We start from the raw sequence: 21,970 nt of genomic DNA, 5'->3' as shown, positions 1-21,970 counted from the left end.
ACTACCGACCACCGGCTGAATCTAAATAACGCTATAAAACCAATCAACAATTATCTATATGAAAACGATCAAGAAAATGCTATATGTAGCATTGATAATTTCGGTGACTACTGTATTATTTATCGGAAAAGCCCATGCTATGCAGCCTTCCAACGATACTACGAAAATCCTCAAGCCTGCTTCAGCCCCCGAAGGATTTAAACATCAATACGCTATGGTAAACGGCGTCAAAATTCACTATGTGATAGGCGGTAAGGGCGACCCCCTGCTATTAGTACATGGTTTTGGGGAAAACTGGTACGTGTGGAACCGTGTGCTCTCTGAGCTTTCAAAACACTTTACTGTAATAGCACCCGACCTGCGCGGTATTGGCGAATCAGGTAAACCAGCCGGTGGTTACGACAAAAAAAACATGGCAGTAGATATGCATGAATTGATGACAAAATTAGGCTACCAGCATATTAATATCGCAGGGCATGATATTGGTATGATAGTGGCCTATGCCTATGCCGCCCAATTTCCCGGCGATGTTAAAAAGATCGCGTTTTTGGACGCCTTGCTGCCTGGTGTTGAACCGGTATGGAGCCAGATTAAAGCAAAGGCCTGGTGGTTTGGATTTTTTTCTCAGCCACATTCCGGCGAGATCGTATCAGGCAATGTAGGACTTTTCCTTACAGATTTCTGGCCGCCGCTTGGCTATAAGAATGACGCTTTTACACCAGCTGAAAGAAATGAATTTATAAGGGCTTATTCGGTATCGGGAGCAACTACCGGCGCATTTCACTGGTTCGGCGAATTTCCGCAGGATGTTATGGACGATGTAGAATTTATGAAAAACAAACTCCCCATGCCCTTACTGGCTTTAGGTGCCGATCATTTTGCCGGCTCATTTTTAGCAGATCACAGCAGGCTGGTGGCTAATGATGTACACGAAGTTATTATTAAGGACTGCGGTCATTGGGTGGTTCAGGAGCAAACCGCGCAGGTTCAAAAAGCCTTATTAGACTTCTTTTTGAACTAAATCACAGATTCTAAAAGCTGCCCTTGTAACCCGGGGTGGCTTTTTTGTTTTTTACACCTGTTGCTCAGGCAGTAATGCTGCGCCTGAGCGAGGCCATTTGGCCAGTGGTTGGTATTATCACCGACCACTATGATGTTTGTCTGATGTTGTCCTTTATCCAACCGGGAGTGACTGATCTTTTATATCTTTAGACATCAAATTTCAAAAAATTATGCCCCTTAATGCTGATAAGATATTTATTGAAACGCAAAAATATGATGAACCACGGGTACGATATTTTGCAGTTGCGCTATCTGTGTTAGTAATTATCGGTTTAGCCTATTCTTTAGCTGCCCCCGTACATACTGTTCCTGGTGTTATAGTGATAGGAGCCGTGGGCGGTGTGTGTGTCATGCTGGGTGTCGATATGTTTGTATTTTTTAGCAGCCTGTTTATAAAAATTGATGAGCATGGAATCATGCTGAAAGAGAAACCTTCGAAAACCGAAATACTGTGTAATTGGGAAAATATTGATCAGATAATTTTTCGCCAGTACAAATTTGGCATCTGGGGAGTAAGGAGTAGTAGAAAAAACGGAACGGCTTTTAATTTAAAAGGGAAAGCCGGTATCCAAATCATTTTTAAGAAGGGCCAAAAACTACAACTCGGGATACAAAATATAGAGGAAGCGAAATTGATAATTGAATATTATTTTAAAGTAGAAAATTCCTGATTATAGTTTATATTCCAACTATGATAACTACTTAGTTATATAAAAATACAAATCCATCAAGCTTATCACTATGAAATTTAATAAAGCAACTCTGCTGTTTCTGTTACTCCCGATTTTTGGATGCCATAATCAGCCTGACAAACAGAACGTCACGGCAAAAGATAAACTTAAAGATTCTATCAATAAGCAAAAAACTATTGATGAACAGATGGCTCAGAGAGACCGAACGAACGATGAACAGGAACCCCAGACACAGGCTGAAGAAAAAAAGCGAATAATAAACGCTTATGACCAGGTTCAAACTATTGATACCGTATTTACTACTGGTATTGAAAAGCTGCAATTCCATTTGAAATATTCCTGCTTAAAGGATAGTAAAATAGTGGTACCCAAAACATATGATCTGGACAGCAAAACACCCAAGCCATTTGTAACCCGTGCTTTTGTTTCAACTATTTTATTGATCAACAATGGAGATATTGTTTTGAATAAGCAATTCCAGGCGAGTGATTTTAATCCTTTTTTTGAAGATGTTTTTGGTGGCAATTTAAAAAAATACGGATCGATACTGATGCCTGAATTTTCCAGGAACAATATGGTTGGGCAGCAAATAGTGTTAGCTTATTCAGTTGCTATACCAACTACAGATATTGGCATTGGGATGTCATTAATAATTACCAAAGATGGTAAGTATAAAATTGTAAAAAACTCTAAATAAATTAAAATCCCCTTACCTATCCGCCTTTACCTTAGCCCGGATCACAGAATCTTTTTGCGCTGGGCTCAGCTTATAATTATACTGGAATAGTGCGCCTTCAAAATCGCCGTATGATGGATTTGGGATCACGATATAGCGGCTGCCAAATTCTTTTTGTAGTTTTTGGGTTATCGCGGTACGGTTTTCTTCTGTAGGGTGATTGTCATACAGCATATCAAAATCGGGCAGGTTATCGCCGCAAAGCAGCAGGATCTCATGTGTTTTTAATACTTCCTGGCGGCGCTCTTCTTTACTGGAATTGCCGTTCTTTAAAAACAAATGCTCGTCGTTGGCATTAGGCATGGCATATTTCTGCAGGTTGTACAGCGTAGCGCCGCGCTCGTTTTCGTTGCGGTTGGTGATATAGTAAATGGTGATGCCTTTAGATGCAGCGTATTTAAAAAATGCAGGTGCGCCGGGCACGGTATCGGCTACAGCCTTATCAGTCCACTGTTTCCAGGTTTTATCGCTGTAGTCCTGATTTTTTAAACCCTGAGCCGCATCATACGGACTATTATCCAACAAAGTTTCGTCAATATCGGTCACAATAGCCAGCGGTTTGGTGCTTACCTTTTTTACGCCTTCGTCCACACGCTGTTTAGCTATGTTGTAAGCCTGAAAACACAAGGCCCTGTATTCGGCGGCTCGCTGCTGCCATAGCGAGGCCCATATTTTACCATCATTGGCGATGGAGCTATTACCGTTAACAGCAGACGATGTAGTAGTTGCGGAAGAGGTAGTTGTTGTAGTTGCTTTTTTTGAGGCGCAGGCGCCGAGCACTAAAAGTGCTGGTATTAGATAACAATAGCTTTTTTTCATTTTTTGAGCATAAACCAATAGAATGTCATGCTGAACTCGTTTCAGCATCTCACATGCAAGGTTTACAGTATGCTGGCTACCTGTGCTGTGGGATCCCGAAATAAATTCGGGATGACTTATCAGACTTTATAAAAGTTCGGGCTTAATTTTATCCTTGAACTCCTTGGCAAATTTATTCAGTTTTGGCTGGATCACAAATGCGCAGTACGATTTATTGGGATTACCATTAAAATAGTTCTGGTGATAATCTTCGGCCGGGTAAAACTCACTAGCCGGGGTAATTTCAGTAACTATCGGATCATCAAATACATGCTCGTTGGTGAGTGTTTTGATCATGGCTTCCGATGCTTGTTTTTGTTCGTCGGTATAATAAAATATAGCCGAGCGGTATTGGGTACCCACATCGTTACCCTGGCGGTTCAGGGTAGTAGGGTTATGCGTTTTGAAAAACACCAGCAGCAATTCGTCGAGCGAAATTACGTCGGCATCATACTCCAGATGTATCACCTCGGCGTGACCGCTGGCACCGGTACAAACCTGCTCATAAGTAGGGTTTAAGATCTTGCCGCCCATGTAACCTGATGTTACTGAAGTTACACCTTTAAGGGATTGAAATACAGCTTCGGTGCACCAAAAGCAACCGTTGCCAAATGTTATTTTTTGTATGTTCATGCTATTTATAAACGAAGTTAATACTTGTTTGGTTTGGGCAGGTAATGTACCTTTTGAAAATGTCATTTAAATTACTAAATTAGTAATTACACTTCCACTAAAACCCTAAATTCATGAAAATTGCAGTATTAATTGCCCGCATTTTGTTGGGTCTCATCTTTGTTGTATTTGGTCTGAATTTCTTCTTTAATTTTTTACCGATGACCCCGCCGCCCATGTCGGCAAAGGCACAGGCTTTTAGCGGTGGTCTTTATGGTTCGGGCTATTTTTTCCAGTACATGAAAGTTATTGAAATAGCAAGCGGACTGGCCATATTATTTAACCGGTATACCGCGTTTTTTCTGTTGATATTATTCCCCGTCTCGGTAAACATTTTTCTGTACCATTCTATTTTGATGCCTTCCGGTGTACCAGTTGCAGCTGTTATTATCATACTGCATTTGTTTTTGGCTTTTGCCTATCGTAAATATTACGCCAGCATATTTACCGCTGTGCCTACCGTATCGTAAACCTTATATAAACAAAAAAGCCTCCCAACGTATATCAGGAGGCTTTTTTGTTTACTGGCTATTTTTAGTTTCCAGTATGAAGTTGAAGAAATTTTATTTTAACTTAGAAATCAAAAATTAAGTTAGTGAATTACTTCCTCGGTGGTTATTATCTTATTAAAGTAAGATTAGCAAATTTCGGGACAATTAAGGATAGACATATTCAAACTTGTAGCACATGTATAAATGATAGTTTACTAGAAAACTGGGCATATTCATGGGACACTCAAAATGACAAAAATTTAAATGAAATAATTTCATCATATAAGATACAAGAAACATTAATTCCAAAAATCAGGAGCTGGGTAGACCTCAAACTGGAGGAAGGTAAAATAGGTTTTGTTAATTTATTTCGGGATTTGCATTCGGCACAAGCTTATCAAGAGGCTTTCTTTTCTCATTTAAAAGACATTAAATTAATGGCAATCTATTTTGATGCACAAGAAATGGATCATTTAATTAATGAGTTCAATTCAGAAAATGACGCTCAAAGCAATATTGGATTATATCAAAACCTTAAAATGCGAATTCCAGAAATAAAAAGCGCTAATGAAAAGTTCATTGGTTATGATATTATTGGAATTGAACTCGATGGAAACTTTCATACTTTTCATTGCCATGATTTAGCCAACCGATTAGCTACAAATTTCAATATCCACACTAATGAATTTGGATTATACAATTCAATTCCTAACGTGAGTGAAGTTTTGGATTTTATGAATAATGAAGATAATGGATTTGAGCCTGTACCTTGGTTTATTGTAAAAACTACTCAAATATTAGCTTGATCGGCTAAATCTAATATTACAAAAAGCCTCCCGAAAATCGGGAGGCTTTTTGTTTACTGGCTCTTTTTGGCTTCCTGCATCGGGTTTGGCCCCGCAGTGGCGCCACGCGGCAGGGTTTGCTGTTTAAACAATTCAAACCTCGATGGCTGGTATTCGCGCGGCCAGCTGTTATTACTTTCGTCAATGTCTGCGGTTTCACGGTATGGATCGAGTTTGATGCCTTTTACTTCTTTGGTTTTGGCAAAAACCTTGGTGATCTTGTTCTCATTTTTACGCCAGATATAGGCTGATATTTTTTCAACCTCCTTAGTGCCGTCGGCATAGGTCCATTCAATAATTAAAGGAGTAACCAGGCCGCCTTTGTTAGTAAAGCTAACCTCGTAAAAGTAGTTCTTGCTATCGTATAGTTTCTTTTCGGCTGGAGTAGCTGCATTATACATGGCCTGATAGCTTTGTGAGGTCGCCGGCGTTGCCGCGAAACGATCCCATTTGCTGTAAAAATCCTGTAAGGAAGTATCGGCTTCAACCGCGAAACGGGTACCCGCTTCTTTATTACGGGTGGTACTGATATTTTCGAGGTTACGATCATACTGGGCACGGTCAGCAGTACCTTCTACAGCCGGGTTTTTGGTATTGAGGCGATAATATTTTACACTATCGATAGATACGTCAACAGGTTCAGTTCCGTAGAACCATCCGCGCCAGAACCAATCCAGGTCAACCGCCGAGGCGTCTTCCATCGTGCGGAAAAAATCGGCAGGGGTTGGGTGTTTAAAGGCCCAGCGGTGCGCGTATGTTTTAAAAGCGTAGTCAAACAGTTCACGCCCCATCACAGTTTCGCGCAATACGTTTAGCGCTGTTGCCGGTTTGGCGTAAGCATTGGGGCCAAACATCACAATGTTCTCAGAATTGGTCATGATGGGCTCCAACTGATCTTTCGGCAGTTTCATGTAATCAACGATCTTATAGGCCGGACCGCGTTGCGAAGGGTAGCGGCTATCCCACTCCTGCTCGGCCATGTATTGGCAAAAAGTATTCAAACCCTCGTCCATCCAGGTCCACTGGCGCTCATCGGAGTTCACGATCATTGGGAAAAAGTTATGCCCAACTTCGTGAATAATTACGCCGATCATACCGTTTTTGGTAGCCTCGCTATAAGTACCATCTTTTTCGGCACGACCATAGTTAAAACAGATCATCGGGTACTCCATCCCGTTGGAGGCTTCTACAGAAATAGCCACCGGGTACGGATAAGGGAATGTATGTTTTGAATAAGTTTTTAAAGTGTGCGCCACAACCTTAGTAGAGTACTTGCGATAAAGCGGATATGCCTCAGGGCCATAATACGACATGGCCATCACTTTTTTACCACCATCGATCTGGGTACTCATGGCATCCCAAACAATACGGCGTGAGGATACCCAGGCAAAATCACGCACGTTTTCGGCATGAAAGGTCCAGGTTTTGCGTGCTGATGCATGGTTTTTCATCGCCTGTTTTACCTCATCCAAAGTAACTATTTCCTGCGGACTTGTTGCCGATTGCGCAGCGTTCCAGCGTTTAAGCTGTGCCGCGGTAAGCGTTTGCGCATAGTTGGAGCATTGACCTGTACCACCCACAATATGATCAGCCGGTACGTTCATACTTACCTTAAAATCACCAAAGGTTAGGGCAAACTCACCACGACCGATGAACTGTTTGTTTTGCCAGCCCTGGAAATCGCTGTAAACAGCCATACGCGGGTACCATTGGGTCATGGTGTACAGGTAATTGCCATCCTCCGGAAAGTATTCATAACCACCCCGGCCACCTATAGTTAAACGGTCTGATATATTATACCACCAGTTAATTTTAAAGCGGAATTTTTGTCCCGGCTGTAAAGTAACAGGCAGCTCAATGCGCATCATGGTTTGGTTAATGGTATAGGTTAGTGTGTTGCCATTGGCATCTTTAACACTCACAATATGGTTACCCAGGTCAAGATCATGCCCCATAATGCCCTGCAACTGACGGATGGTCATTTTGCTTTGCATTTTGCTCTCGTCAAACTTAGCGCTTTCGGCATCCTTTTTATGCTCATTCTCGTCCAGCTGAAGCCACAGATAAGTGAGTGGATCGGGCGAATTGTTTGTATATGTGATGGTTTCGTTACCGTCTAAACGCTGCTTATCATCGTTAAGGGTAGCGCTGATCTCGTAATCGGCCTTTTGTTGCCAGTATTTTGGACCGGGAGCGCCGGAGGCCGAACGGTACTCGTTGGGCGTAGAGATCATGGTGCCCAACTGCTCAAAGCGGTTACCGTGGTTTGAGCCGGGATTGTTATCATACTGCGCCCAGGCAGCTGATGTTAATAGTGTACAGGAAAATAATGCGAAGTAAAATTTATTCATCTGAATTTTATGAGTAAAAAGCGTTCAATGCACATGATAAAAGCAATTCCAAATATAGCCGACGAAAGGAACATTGTCCACTCGCGTTGTGGTGTTTTAGCAAATTTGATGAGGAAATAAGAGATAAGTAACGCAGATATTACAATTAACACCTGCCCAAACTCCAATCCAAGGTTAAAAGCGAACAGCTGCGCGGTAATATTACTGCTGTTACCGAGCAAACTTTTGAGGTAATTGGAGAAACCCATGCCATGTATCAGCCCGAAAAAAAGCGCCAGTGTATAGTTAAGGCGCATAGTTGTTGCCGTTCGTTTTTTGTTGAATACATTTACCAAACTGGTAAAAACAATGGTTACGGGTATCAGAAATTCAATAAGCGATGTATTGATATGGATGATATTTAAAACACTTAATGCCAGCGTGATAGAATGCCCAATGGTGAAAGCGGTAACCAGCACCAGTACCTTGCGCCAGTCGGCCAGTAAATAAGTTCCGCACAGTACGGTTACAAACAAAATATGGTCGTACCCGGCCCAGTTACAGATGTGCTGCCATCCCAGCTCAAAGTATAAAGAAAAATCAGTCATGTAGTCAAATTCGCAATTGCCAATAAAATTAACGTTTTTTGTGTAAAACAAAACAAGTTAACGCAATTATGTTGCAATTAATAGTCATCAGCTGGCTCAGCTTCTTCCACCCATTTTATGTGAGCGTTACCGAAATTAACCATAATGCCCGCACCCAGGCGGTTGAGGTAAGTTGCCGCATATTTTATGACGATCTGGAACGCACGCTGGAAAAACAATACCACACCCGCGTAGATATTGTTAAACCTGCCGATAAAAGTAAAATGAACCAGTTGCTGAACGATTATATTAAAAAGCACCTGATCATTAAAGCCGATGGCAAAGTGCTCGCGTTAAGTTATGTAGGTTATGAAATTCAGGAAGATGCCGCCTGGACTTACTTTGAGGTAAAGGGCATCAGCAAAGCAAAAAAAATCGAGGTACATGACGATCTGCTGTTCACCGAGCATCCCGAACAGATCAACATGCTACATGTAACCGTGGGTGGCCAACGCAAAAGCACCAAACTGAGCAATCCGGAAAGCGACGCTGCTTTTGAGTTTTAAACCTCACCCCGGCCCTCTCCAAAGCAGAGGGAGCTAAAAAACACCTTCCTCTTCAAGCGATAAAATAATTACCCGATTTCACTATTCCATAATTATTTATAATTTAGTGTCAAAAACACAATTAAAATCTAAATAATTATGCCTCCTTTAAAACTGTCTTTACTAAAGCATGGTCTGCTTTGTATGGTGATGCTGACCTGCTTAAATTCCTTTGCCCAACAGAGCCGGCAAACCATTGATTTTGATAAAGGCTGGCGATTTAATTTAGGTGCTGTTAATGATGGACAGCTACCCGGTTTAAACGATGCCGGCTGGCGCTCATTGAATCTGCCGCATGACTGGAGCATTGAAGGAAAATTTAGTAAAGACAATCCGGCCACACCCGAAGGTGGGGCCCTGCCGGGTGGCATAGGCTGGTACCGCAAAACATTTACCGTTCCCGCCGCGTCAAAAAACCAATTGGTTTATATTGATTTTGATGGCGTTTATCAAAAAAGCGACGTTTGGATCAATGGCCATCACCTGGGTTTCAGGCCTAATGGCTATATCTCATTCAGGTATGAGCTTACACCCTATTTAAACTTCGGTGGTAAAAACGTGATCGCGGTTAAGGTTGATAACTCAGTACAACCCAACTCACGCTGGTACTCCGGCTCGGGTATTTACAGGAATGTGTGGCTGATAACTACCAATAAAGTAGCAATTGATCATTGGGGAACTTATATCACTACACCCGAAGTCAGCAGTGCATCAGCAAGCGTAAACTTAAAAGTCAAAGTAAAAAACAGAACCGGTAAAAAGGAAGTTTTTACAATCAAAACATCTGTTTATGACGAAACAGGTAAAGTAGTATCGGCAGGTGGTTCCATCCCATCCAAAACTGATTTACAGGATACGGTATTTGAAAACTCCATTAATCTTACCGTTAAAAATCCTCATTTGTGGTCGGTTAACCAACCTTACTTATACAAGGTAGTAACACAGGTGATCAGCGGAAAAACAATAGTTGATACTTACACCACACCTTTAGGTATTCGGTACTTTAATTTCGACGTTGATAAAGGTTTTAGCCTGAATGGCAAACCCATGAAGATCCTGGGTGTATGTGATCATCACGACCTCGGTTCATTGGGTGCAGCCATCAATACCCGTGCACTGGAACGCCAGCTGCAAATTTTAAAAGCAATGGGTTGCAATGGGATCCGTACATCACACAATCCGCCAGCTCCCGAGCTGCTTGACCTTTGCGATAAATTGGGCTTTATTGTAATGGATGAAGCTTTTGACTGCTGGGACTGGAAAAAAGAAAAATATGATTACCACCTATTTTTTAAAGAATGGCACAAACGCGACCTGGAAGATCAGATCCTGCGCGATCGTAACCACCCCAGTGTGATGATCTGGAGTATCGGTAACGAGATCCCGCAACAGCACGATACTTCGGCCCTGCGGATCGCTCCGGAACTGGCAGCCATTGTACATAATCTTGATAAAACCCGTCCTATTACCGCCGCCAATAATAACCCCGATACCAGTAATAAGATCATCAAATCGGGCGCTATTGATCTGGTAGGTTATAACTATCATGAAGGTGAATACGCCAAATTTCATGACCGATATCCGGGCAAAAAATTCATCGCTACAGAAACCACTTCGGGCCTGGAAACCCGCGGGTATTATGAAATGCCATCAGATAGCATCCGGATCTGGCCTGAGCGATGGGATAAACCTTTTGTACGGGAGGGCAACAATGTTTCGGCCTATGACAATGTACGACCACCATGGGGCTCAACCCATGAGGCTACCTGGAAGGTGATGAAAAAATATGACTTTCTTTCGGGCATGTTCATCTGGACAGGCTTTGATTACCTGGGCGAACCTACGCCTTACAGCTGGCCATCGCGCAGTTCCTACTTTGGCATAGTTGACCTGGCCGGTTTCCCTAAGGACGTTTACTATATGTACCAGAGCGAATGGACAGATAAGCCTGTGCTCCATATTTTCCCGCACTGGAACTGGGAAGCCGGGAAAACAGTTGACGTTTGGGCCTATTATAATCACGCCGATGAGGTGGAACTTTTCCTGAATGGCAAGTCGCTGGGTATTAAAAAGAAAACCAGCGACGATCTGCATATCATGTGGAGGGTAAAGTTTGAGCCCGGCATATTGAAAGCTGTATCGCGCAAGAATGGTAGGGTTGTTTTAACCCGCGAGATCCATACCGCGGGTGCACCAGCAAAAATTGAGCTATCTGCCGATCGTAAACTGATTGCTGCTGACGGGAAAGATCTGTCGTTCATCACCGTAAAAATTCTGGACAAGGATGGCAACGTTGTACCTGATGCCGACAACCTGGTTAATTTTAAAATTAACGGAGAGGCATTTATCGCCAGCGTTGATAACGGCGACCCGGTTAGTCACGATTCCTTTAAAGTAAATTACCGTAAAGCATTCCATGGACTGGCACTGGCTATTGTACAGACTAAAGAAAAAGCAGGTGTTATTAACTTTACGGCCACATCAAATGGTTTGCAAAGCGCGTCGGTTGTATTAACGAGTAAGTAAAAAATAAAGGAGTCATCCTGAATTTATTTCAGGATCTCTCCGGACGGTTATACAACCTTGCATGTGGGATGCCGAAACAAGTTCGGCATGACTTGATACTTAATATAAATGAGCGCCCTATTATACCTGGCGCTCATTTATATTTTATTACTCTTCCTTTTTCAGGATGCCTTTTTCAGCCATTTCATCAATCAGCGTTTTGCCAAAATCCCAGAGGGTTTGCGAGCCGTGCTGAATAATACTGTTTTTTTGTACCACTTTATCGTAACTAACGTTGTGCTCCCGCCAGACAACACCATTATTAGAAACATCCTGAAGTAGCGGTTCCAACCTGTCCATCGCACGGGCAAATTTAGCTTCTGGGGTTTCGCCAGCTTCAAACTCTTCCCATATGGCAGTAAATTCTTCGGTTTGTTCTGGTGGCAACAGGCCAAAGATCCTTTCGGCGGCTTTACGCTCGGCTTCGGTATTGGTGTGGTTAAGTACCGTATCGTACAAAAATACATCACCAGCATCAATCTCCACCACATCATGTATCAGCAGCATTTTGATCACTTTAAGTGTGTCTACAAGTTGGTTGGAGTGCCCGGCCAAAACCATGGCCATAACCGCTATGTGCCAGCTGTGCTCTGCGTCGTTTTCACGTCTGTCGCTGTTAAAAAGGCGGGATTTACGCTGGATATACTTTACTTTGTCTATTTCGTGGATGAAGGCCACTTGCTGAAGGAGATGCTCAAAATTCATATGTTATGTTTAAGCATTGCAAATGTAACTCATATTTAAAACTTATCCACTGTTTTAATGAAAAAGAAACAGGATACGGTTTGCTTTGTTATTAAATTATAGTCTAAAAATTACGCATTTTTTGTACTATCTGACACATCCTAATTCACAAAAATTGCTGTAACTTGCTTGCATATTAGTTAACTTTTCTAAAAATAATTGCCGTTGACGTATGACCGTATTAGAAAACGAGTTTCTCAAAGTAGCCATTGATTTGAAAGGCGCGCAGCTCAGTTCATTTTATAACAAAGAAACCGGTATTGAGCACCTTTGGCAGGCCGATCCTGATATTTGGCCCTGGCATTCGCCTAATCTTTTCCCGATTGTAGGCGGCCTGATCAACAACCAGTTACTGGTTGAGGGAAAGGCGTATGATATGGCAAGGCATGGCATTGCAAGGCAATCAGAATTTATTTTGCTGGAAGCCGATGAGGTGTCGGCCAGTTTCTCGCTCCCTTACTGCGAAAAAACCTTACTGGTATATCCGTACAAATTTGACTACCAGATCTTATACACCCTTATCGATAATTCGCTGAGGATAACCCACAAGGTGATCAACCTGGATAAAAAAACCATTTATTTTTCGGTTGGTGCTCACCCGGCTTTTAACATACCCTTTTTTAAAGGCGAAAACTATGAGGATTATTACCTTGAATTTGAAACTGACGAGCACCTGGAAGCCAACATGCTATCGGCCGATGGCTTTTTTACCGGCGAAACGCATCCGGTAGCAACCCCAGGTAATAAACTCTACTTAACCCGCCATTTGTTTGATGCCGACGCACTTGTTTTTAAACAGCTCAACTCCCGGATGGTTACTATTAAAAGTAAAAAGCATGATCAATCTGTTTCGGTTGAATTTCCACACTATAATTACTTAGGCGTATGGGCCAAGCCCGGCGCCGATTTTGTGTGTATTGAACCCTGGCTGGGCTGCGCTGATACGCAGGATCACCACGTAAACATCAACAAAAAAGAAGCCATACAAACCCTGCATGCAGGCCATGTTTTTGAAGCCCCCTATTTTATTAGTCTTTAGGCAGGATTTTTGCTATAAAAAAAGAAGGGAAGCAGTAAAACATTTTTGCTGCTTTTTTATTTTACAATAATTAAACACAACACGCTATTAAAACTAATTAACATGAAAAAGAAAATTTATCTTATCGCCCTTACGATGCTGCTTTCTGTTGCGGCATTTAACAGTTATGCATCTACCGCTACAGACGGTGCTTTAACTATATTGAGTAAGGAACAAATTGCCAGTATGACCACTGAGCAAAAACAAGCCCGTGTTGAAGAGATCAAAGCCCGGGTGAACGAAATTAAAGCTATGGATAAGTCTGAACTTACCAAGCAAGATAAAAAAGAGTTACGTACCGAACTTAAAGGTTTAAAACATGAAGCCAATGCATTAGGTGGTGGTGGTGTTTACTTATCAGTAGGTGCTATTATCATCATCATTTTAGTATTGATCCTGATCCTGTAATCGGCATTATAAAATAAAGAAGGCCTCCTGATGTATTTGGGAGGCCTTTTTATTTATACCGTTTTTTGAACCGAAAGTTTCCTGAGTTCGTCTTTTGCTTTGGCAAACCAAATCCGGTTGCTTTTCCGTTCCATCGGACTCAAGTGGGGTTGCTCTTCCAGCATATCTGCAAAAACCTGGTAAGCGTCGTTATCCCGACCGGCCCTTGTTAAAAACAAACCATATTCATAGCGTGGCTCAAAATAAGAATACCGCCCTTTCATGGCTTTAAATTCGTTTTCGGCCAATACCATTTGTCCGGTATGCTCAAGCGATTTTGCATACAGTATATGCGCCCTTGAACGGGTAAACTGGGGCAGGTTATATAATTTTTTTGCAATGGGGATCACTTCGTCATACCGCTGCTGTTCAAAATAAGCAATGATGAGTTGGGCCAACACATGTTCGTTTTCTGAGAAGGCCCCGGTGAGGCTGGCGGTATATAGTTCAACCGCTTTATCGGTATAGCCTGCGGCCAGGTAGGCATCGGCCAGTTTTACCTTATTGGCAAAGGTGTCGGTAAAGCGCAACTCATCTTCCAGCTTTTTGATCTTGCCGCCCGGGTTCAGTACAGCGCCCACATCTATTTTGGGGGCCTTGATGATATTCCGGTTCGAAATCATTTCGCTATAGATATATACGATACAGCCTATAATCGGTATAAATACAATGAGCCAGATCCATCTGCTAAGCGTACCCCGGCGAGCGCTATGAATAGCACACAGGATCTGCAAACCAATAATAATATAATAATAGGAACCGCCGCCGCCAAAAAACATATTCATTGTAAAAGATAAAGGTGATTTGTATGATCAAAAATAAAAAAACGAAGCGGTAAGCAAATATACTTTCATCAGAAAATCAATATTTTATCCGTCTATTTCGTATTTTGGTCTTAAAGCAACAAAGCCACCGGTATTTACTCGCGGTGGCTTTGCTGTTTTATTTAAAAGAGTCCCAACTGCCCTTTATCATCCAACTGGATATCATCCGGGTTAGTGATCTCAAAATCAACTTTTTTGTGTACTTCTTTGGGTTGATCGTCTGATGGTTCCGGTTCTTTGGCTTCAGGCGCTTTCGGTTCCTGTTTTGAAGCAGCAGGTGGTTTTGGTGGTTTCTGTGCTTCCACTTTAGGCTGCTCCACTTCCGTTTCCTGTTCTGTCAGTTCAGGTTCTTCGTCCGGTAACTGATCAACAGGTTCATCTGAACCTGTTTCTTCATCCAGTACGGTTTCCGGTTCTTCTGTATCAAGGGGTTCATCCGCGCTTTCGCTATCAGCTATCAGTTCCACCGATTTCACAGGGAATTGCGACAGGCGGTTACCCATGGCCTTCATGCCTTTTACATCAATCAGTTCGGCCAGATTTATTTCAATTGTTTCGGGAGTTTGTTCTTTACCTTTCAGTTGTACCACACTCACCAGCGGCGACTCCTTAGCCATCAATATCAGTTTTGATCCGGCTTCTTCACTGATGATACTTACCTGTTTGCCTAAAGCGATAGGCTCAAATGAGAAACGCTTGACCATATAATTTTTCGATTTGCCATCCAGGTGGATCACCGAATAAACTTTTTTAGGATCATATTTTTCGATCAGGATCATCTTATCATCAAAATGATTATTCAGATCAAAACTGGTGAGTTCGTATACTCCATTACTCAGCACATTCAATATACGGTCGTCGCCATCAAACTCGCCCAGGTATTTACCGCGGCTATCGGCATTCAGGCGTTTCAGGATATCATCATACCAGATCTTACGACCAGCCAGTGTTGATACACCTTTACTTTTCAGGATGATCTTTTTAACAGGGTATTTGGTGATAATGTTACCCATAGAGCCACGGCCTTTGATCGCCAGGACAGCAAAATCCTCATCAAACTGCAGTTTTTTCAGTTTGGAATGAGGTTTTAATTGAACGTTCACCACTTCGGCTTCGCCATTAGGGTTAGCGCTAAAATAAAGCACCCTGGTGCCCTTCGTGCCTTTGGTGAGGTCATACTCCTTATCGCGGGTTACTCCGACAACCGAGAAACGTTTAATATAGCTGATGCCGCTTGTACCATCCTTATAGATCATGTTGTATACGGTACGCTCGTCATTCTTTTTAAATACGGCAACGTGTATGATCTCCTTACCCACAAATACCTTGTCCTGCACTTTGGTAATGATGCAACGTCCATCGGCACGGAAAACAATGATCTCGTCAATATCCGAGCAATCACCTACCAGTTCATCCTTTTTAAGACCGGAGCCTATAAAACCATCCTCACGGTTAACATATAGTTTTACGTTAGCCAGTGCTACCTGGGCAGCCTCTACCCTATCAAAGGTTCGCAGTTCTGTTTTACGTTCACGATCCTTACCATATTTTTCCTTGAGTTTCTCGAACCAGGCAATGGTATAATCCGTCAGGTGTTTCAGATGATGTTTTACCTGTTTGATCTCGTTCTCCAGTGTTTTCATCAACTCATCCGCTTTTTTAACGTCAAAGCGGGTGATGCTGCTCATGGGTTTGTCGATCAGTTTTTTATAATCCTCAGGTAATATCTCCCGGTAAAACTGCGGGAAGAAAGGTTCAAACAAACGATTCAATACCTCTAATACGACTTCAAAATTGCCCGAGTTTTCATATTCGGGGTGCTTGTACATCCCCTCCTGTATAAATATTTTTAATAGTGAACTGAAGAAGATACGCTCCATCAATTCCTTCAGCCTGATCTCCAGTTCCTGCTTCAGCAAGTCTTTGGTAAAAAAGGTACTTTCGCTGAGCATATCATTCACGCTCATGAACCGTGGCTTATCATTCTGGATAACGCAGGTGTTGGGCGATATGGATACCTCACAATCGGTAAATGCATACAGCGCGTCGATAGTTACATCGGGCGAAATACCGGGTGCCAGGTGTATCATGATCTCGACATGCTGAGCAGTATTATCTTCGATCTTTTTGATCTTGATCTTACCCTTATCATTGGCCGATATCACACTATCGATCAAACTGCCGGTAGTGGTTGAGAAGGGAATCTCTGTAATAGCCAGCGTTTTTTTATCGCGCTCTACAATTTTAGCACGCACACGGATCTTGCCGCCGCGTTGTCCTTCGTTATATAAGGATGCATCAGCCATGCCGCCTGTCGGGAAATCGGGCAGCAGATTGGGCCGCTCCCCTTTCAATACAGCGATAGATGCATCTATCAGTTCAATAAAATTATGCGGTAATATTTTGGTAGCCAAACCTACAGCTATACCTTCGGCACCCTGTGCCAGCAGCAAAGGAAACTTTACAGGAAGTGTAATAGGCTCTTTGTTACGCCCGTCATAACTGGCCTGCCAAACGGTAGTATCGGCGTTAAAAACAACATCAAGCGCAAATTTCGACAAGCGCGCCTCAATATAACGTGGTGCCGCTGCCGAGTCGCCGGTTACCGGATCGCCCCAGTTACCCTGGCAATCTATCAGCAGGTTCTTTTGCCCAATCTGCACCATGGCATCGCCAATAGAGGCATCCCCGTGCGGGTGATACTTCATGGTATTACCTATTACGTTGGCTGCTTTATTAAAACGCCCGTCATCCATTTCCTTGAGGGAGTGCAGGATACGGCGTTGTACAGGTTTTAGTCCATCATTGATATGCGGAACAGCACGGTCGAGAATTACGTAAGAGGCATAATCCAGAAACCAGTTTTCGTATAACCCGTCGAGTGAGGTAACATTATGTAATTTTTGTTCATTGCCTGCGGGTATATCGTTTTGATTCAGATCTTCACTCATTATATGCTAAAAAACTTTTGGATGGGTAAAGATAAAAAATTATGCGCGATTACTCATAGTCCATAGACCATGGTCCATAGTTAAAGACTTAATAGCTATGGACTACTCTTCACAACTTACTTGCGCTCGTTTGTAACGAGTGCTTATTGTGGAACGGCGATTGCATCGCCCTTGCGTTCAAACGCAAACCCAGGTTAAGCACTCGTTGCAAACGAGGGCAAGGCTAATACTTAAAAGATTGATGGAAGCATCATCCTTAAACAGGCAGGCCATTTTGTTAAAAGTGGGTTTACATGGTTTACACTTTTCATGGTTTACATTGACTTATTTTATTGACAATCAGATAATTATATATTTACCTTCATAATAATATGTAAACCATGTTTTTATAAGCCCGTAACTACCCATACTATTTTTGTTTCTCTTGATTCTTGGCTCTTAGCTCTTGACTCTCCAGCTGCGCTAAATCATTACAAATAAACAAGCCATACTTGTTATCCATATTCAGCACCTTGCCTTCCAGTACACTTTGCCCGGCACTGGCTGGGTTATTACCCCGTCCCAGGGGCCAGCTGCCATTAGTATATAAAATACTGATACCCGCTGTACTGGCCAGACTCAGTCCGAAGTCGGTACAATTATTTTTGTTGAGATTGTAATTTTTCTGATCGAACTGCTTTATTACTTTCAGGATCCTTTTAAATCTTCGCTCTGATATAAATTTACCCACGGTTTCGTCCCAGCCATGCTGCTCGTCATTTTTAAAAACTGATCCCGTTGTCGGGAATATCGGCGTGGCCGATAAAAAGTGGTCTTTTTTGGGATAGAATCCGAACGAACGAGATACCGATGTAGAGTCGGCGTTATACTTGATGAGGGTTATAAAGGTATGCCCTACCTTACTTAACTTCACAAATATTCTCCGTTTACCGGATACCGGTTGTGATATATGGATCAACAATGCGTAAGCTGAGGCTTTTTTGCCGTCATCAAAAGGATCGATGATATTCGCCAGTTGCTCTGGTTTCGATTTTATTTCCCTGTCGGGGTGATCATAGGTACCAGAATCAGCGGCCAGCATTTGCTCATCCGCTTTGTTTATAGCCAATAAATCAGCAATTGATGCATTACTCTGTAAATTTACCTTTGTAAAAGTGAGTTTACTATTTGAAACACGGGAGCTATCCATAACCACAGAGTCTGTTAAATGCACACCGGCATGTTCATCTTCCACCTGTAGTGTTTTAAAATAACACTTCATCGCCAGCGGATACATCCGGAGGCGGGCAAATATATTAGCCATATGGTAATAAAACTTGTGGCTCCGTTTTTTGTCGCTGGTTACTGCTTTTACCTGGTCGGCTTTTAAGAGAGCTGCAATAGGTCGGGCATCATGTTTTTTGCCATATACATCAAGACTGGCTACTTTTTGCAGATAGCTTTCTTCATCAAAGTCAGCCGCGCTCAGGGTATTATCCGCAGCAACATCGGGCTTTTTAAAGGCATTGGCCGCAATTATCCTGTTATGCACACCGCCAGAATCAACCCGTAACTGCGCATACCTAATTACCGGGGCATCCTGTGCATAAAGCGGTACCTGTAGTGATAGTAATATAATGGCACTATATCCTATCCATCGTAATAATGCTTTCATTTAATTAATTGCTGTTTGGTTGAACCAACGTATACTAAAACAAAAAGGCCTTCATAAACTGAAAGGCCCAACAACAAATATTGATCTGTATTTTATGCCGCCCCTCTACAATAACCTGATACTACAACACTTAACGTTGCATATAGTGTTAATAATATGTGTGGCGTTTGTAATCATATAGATACAAACATACAAATAGTCTACAAATTTAGTAGTCATTTTGTAAAAGAAATTTGTACACTTGTTTATCAATAGCATTTTAGGGCTTATTATATGAATACTTACGCTTTAATTACCGGGGCCAGCAAAGGCATAGGCCGGGCTTTAGCCCTGCAACTGGCAAAAAAAGGATACCCTGTTTTACTGGTAGCCCGCTCCGCAGATGAGCTGCAAGCATTGGCAACCGAAATAATAGTTCAGTACCAGGTAAAAGCCCAATGGCTGGCTATTGATCTGTCTGAAACTGATGCTACAGAACGGGTTATAAAATGGTGCAACGATAATACCTACCCCGTGTCCATACTGATCAATAACGCAGGTTATGGCCTTTGGGGTAGTTTTGAAACTGTAGACATAACAGGGCAACTCAACGTGATCGGTTTAAACATCAATACGCTGGTAAAATTAACCCATGGATTCATACCCTTATTAAAGCAACAATCCCGGGCTTATATTTTAAATGTGGGCAGTACCGCGGCCTATCAGGCAGTGCCCACACTGGCTATTTACTCGGCAACAAAAGCTTTCGTATTGTCGTTTACCAGGGCCCTGAGATATGAGCTCAAAGATTCTGTTATATCGGTAAGCTGCCTTAGCCCCGGCCCTACCGATACGGGTTTTGCCCACCGCGCGGGCCTTGATGCTTTTGCCGATCTGGCTGCTAAGTTCAATATGCAGCCTGAAGAGGTCGCGGCAATAGGGTTAAAAGGCCTATTCAACAAAAAGGCAGAAATTGTACCCGGTTTGTTGAACAAGCTTTCGGTGACCGGGGCCAGGCTCCTGCCCAAAGCCCTTATTGAAAAAATAGGGGGTGATTTGTATAAGAGCAAGTAGACATCACCAAATGATAATCAAAAGCAATTAATTAATTCTATGTCATTGCGAGCGATAGCGTGGCAATCTCATCATATGTTCGTCGATGAGCATAGCTACGGGATTGCTTCGTCGTTCCTCCTCGCAATGACATGTGAGAAAGAGTTTTAAAAAATATTTTCATAATTATTTGTTTTTTCCGAATCACTTGCTACATTTGCATTGTCTATTAAATCTATAGACATTATATATTAAATAATTGACAACAAAAATTTCACATATAACCAATGCATGTTACATGCGAATGCCTTTCCCCAAGAAGGTAATGGTTTGTTGTTGTTGATCTTTTTCACCCCGCTACATACTACAATACAATTACCTGCTATCATATAGCCAGGGGATTTCCGCATCATTTTTTTACTATTTACATTTTCAACATGAGTACCGTATATAAAAAATTCATTTTAGGCGATAAGCTTACCACCGAACAACATCACTTTTTTAATGAGCATGGTTTTATTCATTTCAAGAATTTCATTAATCCCGAAACCGTGCAGCTGATCACCAGGGCATCTGAACAGGTGCAGGAACAATGGATAAAAAACGAGGTAGCCAAGGTTAATGGCGTACCTATTAAATACGGTAAGGACCTGAACGGCGACACCATTGTACAGCGTTTTGCTTTTATTAACCAGCATCATCCTGTATTTGCTGAGTTTATACAGGATCCCCGATTTAACACCTTACTTGATATTATTGGCCCCGATGCCAGGTTTGGGACCCACGAAAAAGATGGAATGGTGCTTAACCACTATGTAAACAGCGAGCAAAGTAGTTTTACCAAAATGGGTTGGCATACCGATGGTCTGCGTGATATTTTCCATGGTCAAAAGCTAAATCCTATGCTGAATGTAGGCATCCACCTGAGTACGCTGAAACCCGAAAACGGTGGCTTAAGGATCTTGCCCGGAACTCATAAACAAGGACTTTACCAAATGCTTTTTAAAAAGAAATATTTCCTGGATCACGATGCCGACGAGAACGAGCTGGCCATTACACCAGAAGCCGGCGACCTTACCATTCACGATGGTAGGCTATGGCACCGGGTAGCCCAATCATCGGTCATTGGTGAGGCCAGCCGTCGCCGGGTGATCTATGTACCTATTATAGCAGGTAAGTACGCTCCAAAAGATGCCAACAGCCCTACCGTGTTTTATCAAAAATTTGCAGGTTTAGTTAAATAATCAGATGCTTATACTTTTATTGTTCGGTTATTTAGCACGCACAGGTAAGCTTGCCCCGGCGCAAAACGCATTAATAAAATTAAAATATTATTATAAAGGCAGGCGCGCTGCCTTTGTACGTGTATTAAGTTAATGCGAAATATTATAAATAAAAATAATTACAATTTAATCTACTAAATACATAGATTTAATAGATTAAATATTATATTTGCAACAGAAAGTTTATAAATGGTGGTTCATTTCATATAACTCAAAAGCAGGCGCTGGTTCGGCAGCAAACGGATGGGTTCGACTCCCTCCCCTGCATCTCTCTTCTCTCATATTTATGTTTTATAATTGGTTAATTAGAGTTCCTGCCCATCAGGAGCTCTTTTTTATTTTACCCCTTCGGATGATTATTTAATAATTTGATAAAATGAATTTTACTTATTAAAAAAATTTAAAAAGTGTTTGAAATTAAAAATTAGTTTTATTAAGTTTGTAACAATAATGTACAGCATGTTATTCAACGGAATTTACTTTAGCCTCATGTCGGTGAGGTTTAAAAGGTTTT

General features: G+C 42.0%; 19 protein-coding genes. 11 read left to right on the top strand and 8 right to left on the bottom strand.

Annotated elements, in window-relative coordinates; all coding sequences use genetic code 11:
- Positions 1–58 precede the first annotated feature (58 nt).
- The 3 genes from AC57BQ_RS00215 to AC57BQ_RS00205 all read left to right on the top strand — a co-directional run bounded on the left by AC57BQ_RS00215 (position 59) and on the right by AC57BQ_RS00205 (position 2,451).
- A complete protein-coding gene (locus tag AC57BQ_RS00215) occupies positions 59–1,021 on the top strand; it encodes an alpha/beta fold hydrolase (protein WP_496404384.1) in 963 nt (320 codons plus the stop codon).
- Positions 1,022–1,232: 211 nt separating this feature from the next.
- The gene (locus AC57BQ_RS00210; protein ID WP_496404383.1) at positions 1,233–1,733 is read left to right on the top strand and encodes a hypothetical protein; all 501 of its coding nucleotides are present in this window, start codon (positions 1,233–1,235) and stop codon (positions 1,731–1,733) included.
- A gap of 70 nt (positions 1,734–1,803) precedes the next feature.
- Positions 1,804–2,451 (top strand): hypothetical protein, encoded by a 648-nt coding sequence (locus AC57BQ_RS00205; protein ID WP_496404382.1) that lies wholly within the window; start codon positions 1,804–1,806, stop codon positions 2,449–2,451.
- A 12-nt stretch (positions 2,452–2,463) separates the two neighbouring features.
- Here AC57BQ_RS00205 and AC57BQ_RS00200 read toward each other — a convergent pair whose 3' ends face one another.
- Positions 2,464–3,357, bottom strand: coding sequence for a 5'-nucleotidase, lipoprotein e(P4) family (locus AC57BQ_RS00200; protein WP_496404381.1), 894 nt, complete (start codon positions 3,355–3,357; stop codon positions 2,464–2,466).
- A gap of 78 nt (positions 3,358–3,435) precedes the next feature.
- Complete coding sequence (gene msrA, locus AC57BQ_RS00195) at positions 3,436–4,047, bottom strand: peptide-methionine (S)-S-oxide reductase MsrA (RefSeq protein WP_496404380.1); 612 nt, start codon at positions 4,045–4,047, stop codon at positions 3,436–3,438.
- A 47-nt stretch (positions 4,048–4,094) separates the two neighbouring features.
- On the opposite strand from msrA, the gene AC57BQ_RS00190 reads away from it, so the two are divergent.
- On the top strand, positions 4,095–4,490 hold the full coding sequence (locus tag AC57BQ_RS00190) for a DoxX family membrane protein (protein ID WP_496404379.1): 396 nt from the start codon (positions 4,095–4,097) through the stop codon (positions 4,488–4,490).
- A gap of 125 nt (positions 4,491–4,615) precedes the next feature.
- Positions 4,616–5,317, top strand: a complete 702-nt coding sequence (locus AC57BQ_RS00185; protein WP_496404378.1) for a hypothetical protein — start codon at positions 4,616–4,618, stop codon at positions 5,315–5,317.
- Between the two features lie 53 nt (positions 5,318–5,370).
- On the opposite strand, the gene AC57BQ_RS00180 is transcribed toward AC57BQ_RS00185, so the two are convergent.
- Together AC57BQ_RS00180 and AC57BQ_RS00175 are read right to left on the bottom strand one after the other, a co-directional pair.
- Positions 5,371–7,707, bottom strand: coding sequence for a M1 family metallopeptidase (locus AC57BQ_RS00180; protein ID WP_496404377.1), 2,337 nt, complete (start codon positions 7,705–7,707; stop codon positions 5,371–5,373).
- Entirely contained in the window at positions 7,704–8,294 is a 591-nt protein-coding gene (locus AC57BQ_RS00175; RefSeq protein ID WP_496404376.1) for a HupE/UreJ family protein, read from the bottom strand. Before AC57BQ_RS00175 ends, AC57BQ_RS00180 begins: the two co-directional genes overlap by 4 nt.
- Before the next feature lie 68 nt (positions 8,295–8,362).
- Here AC57BQ_RS00175 and AC57BQ_RS00170 point away from each other — a divergent pair, with 68 nt between their 5' ends.
- On the top strand, positions 8,363–8,839 hold the full coding sequence (locus tag AC57BQ_RS00170; RefSeq protein ID WP_496404375.1) for a DUF6702 family protein: 477 nt from the start codon (positions 8,363–8,365) through the stop codon (positions 8,837–8,839).
- A gap of 138 nt (positions 8,840–8,977) precedes the next feature.
- Entirely contained in the window at positions 8,978–11,404 is a 2,427-nt protein-coding gene (gene galB, locus AC57BQ_RS00165; RefSeq protein WP_496404374.1) for a beta-galactosidase GalB, read from the top strand.
- Positions 11,405–11,551: 147 nt separating this feature from the next.
- On the opposite strand, the gene AC57BQ_RS00160 is transcribed toward galB, so the two are convergent.
- Positions 11,552–12,148 (bottom strand): HD domain-containing protein, encoded by a 597-nt coding sequence (locus AC57BQ_RS00160; protein ID WP_496404373.1) that lies wholly within the window; start codon positions 12,146–12,148, stop codon positions 11,552–11,554.
- Between the two features lie 211 nt (positions 12,149–12,359).
- On the opposite strand from AC57BQ_RS00160, the gene AC57BQ_RS00155 reads away from it, so the two are divergent.
- Positions 12,360–13,226, top strand: coding sequence for an aldose 1-epimerase family protein (locus tag AC57BQ_RS00155; protein ID WP_496404372.1), 867 nt, complete (start codon positions 12,360–12,362; stop codon positions 13,224–13,226).
- A 102-nt stretch (positions 13,227–13,328) separates the two neighbouring features.
- Positions 13,329–13,673: a hypothetical protein gene (locus tag AC57BQ_RS00150; RefSeq protein WP_496404371.1), complete on the top strand. Its 345-nt coding sequence runs from the start codon at positions 13,329–13,331 to the stop codon at positions 13,671–13,673.
- Positions 13,674–13,726: 53 nt separating this feature from the next.
- Here AC57BQ_RS00150 and AC57BQ_RS00145 read toward each other — a convergent pair whose 3' ends face one another.
- From AC57BQ_RS00145 to AC57BQ_RS00135, 3 genes are all read right to left on the bottom strand, one after another.
- Entirely contained in the window at positions 13,727–14,497 is a 771-nt protein-coding gene (locus AC57BQ_RS00145; protein WP_496404370.1) for a PLDc N-terminal domain-containing protein, read from the bottom strand.
- A gap of 161 nt (positions 14,498–14,658) precedes the next feature.
- Positions 14,659–17,487, bottom strand: coding sequence for a DNA gyrase/topoisomerase IV subunit A (locus AC57BQ_RS00140; RefSeq protein WP_496404369.1), 2,829 nt, complete (start codon positions 17,485–17,487; stop codon positions 14,659–14,661).
- Positions 17,488–17,896: 409 nt separating this feature from the next.
- On the bottom strand, positions 17,897–19,141 hold the full coding sequence (locus AC57BQ_RS00135) for a hypothetical protein (RefSeq protein WP_496404368.1): 1,245 nt from the start codon (positions 19,139–19,141) through the stop codon (positions 17,897–17,899).
- Between the two features lie 273 nt (positions 19,142–19,414).
- On the opposite strand from AC57BQ_RS00135, the gene AC57BQ_RS00130 reads away from it, so the two are divergent.
- On the top strand, positions 19,415–20,194 hold the full coding sequence (locus tag AC57BQ_RS00130; RefSeq protein ID WP_496404367.1) for an SDR family NAD(P)-dependent oxidoreductase: 780 nt from the start codon (positions 19,415–19,417) through the stop codon (positions 20,192–20,194).
- Positions 20,195–20,610: 416 nt separating this feature from the next.
- Complete coding sequence (locus tag AC57BQ_RS00125) at positions 20,611–21,417, top strand: phytanoyl-CoA dioxygenase family protein (protein ID WP_496404366.1); 807 nt, start codon at positions 20,611–20,613, stop codon at positions 21,415–21,417.
- Positions 21,418–21,970: the final 553 nt, after the last annotated feature.

It is taken from the genome of Mucilaginibacter sp. BGA-UO-ETr-C110 (assembly GCF_059567985.1).
The sequence above is the reverse complement of the archived record's forward strand: the minus strand, read 5'-3'. Positions and strand labels throughout refer to the sequence as shown.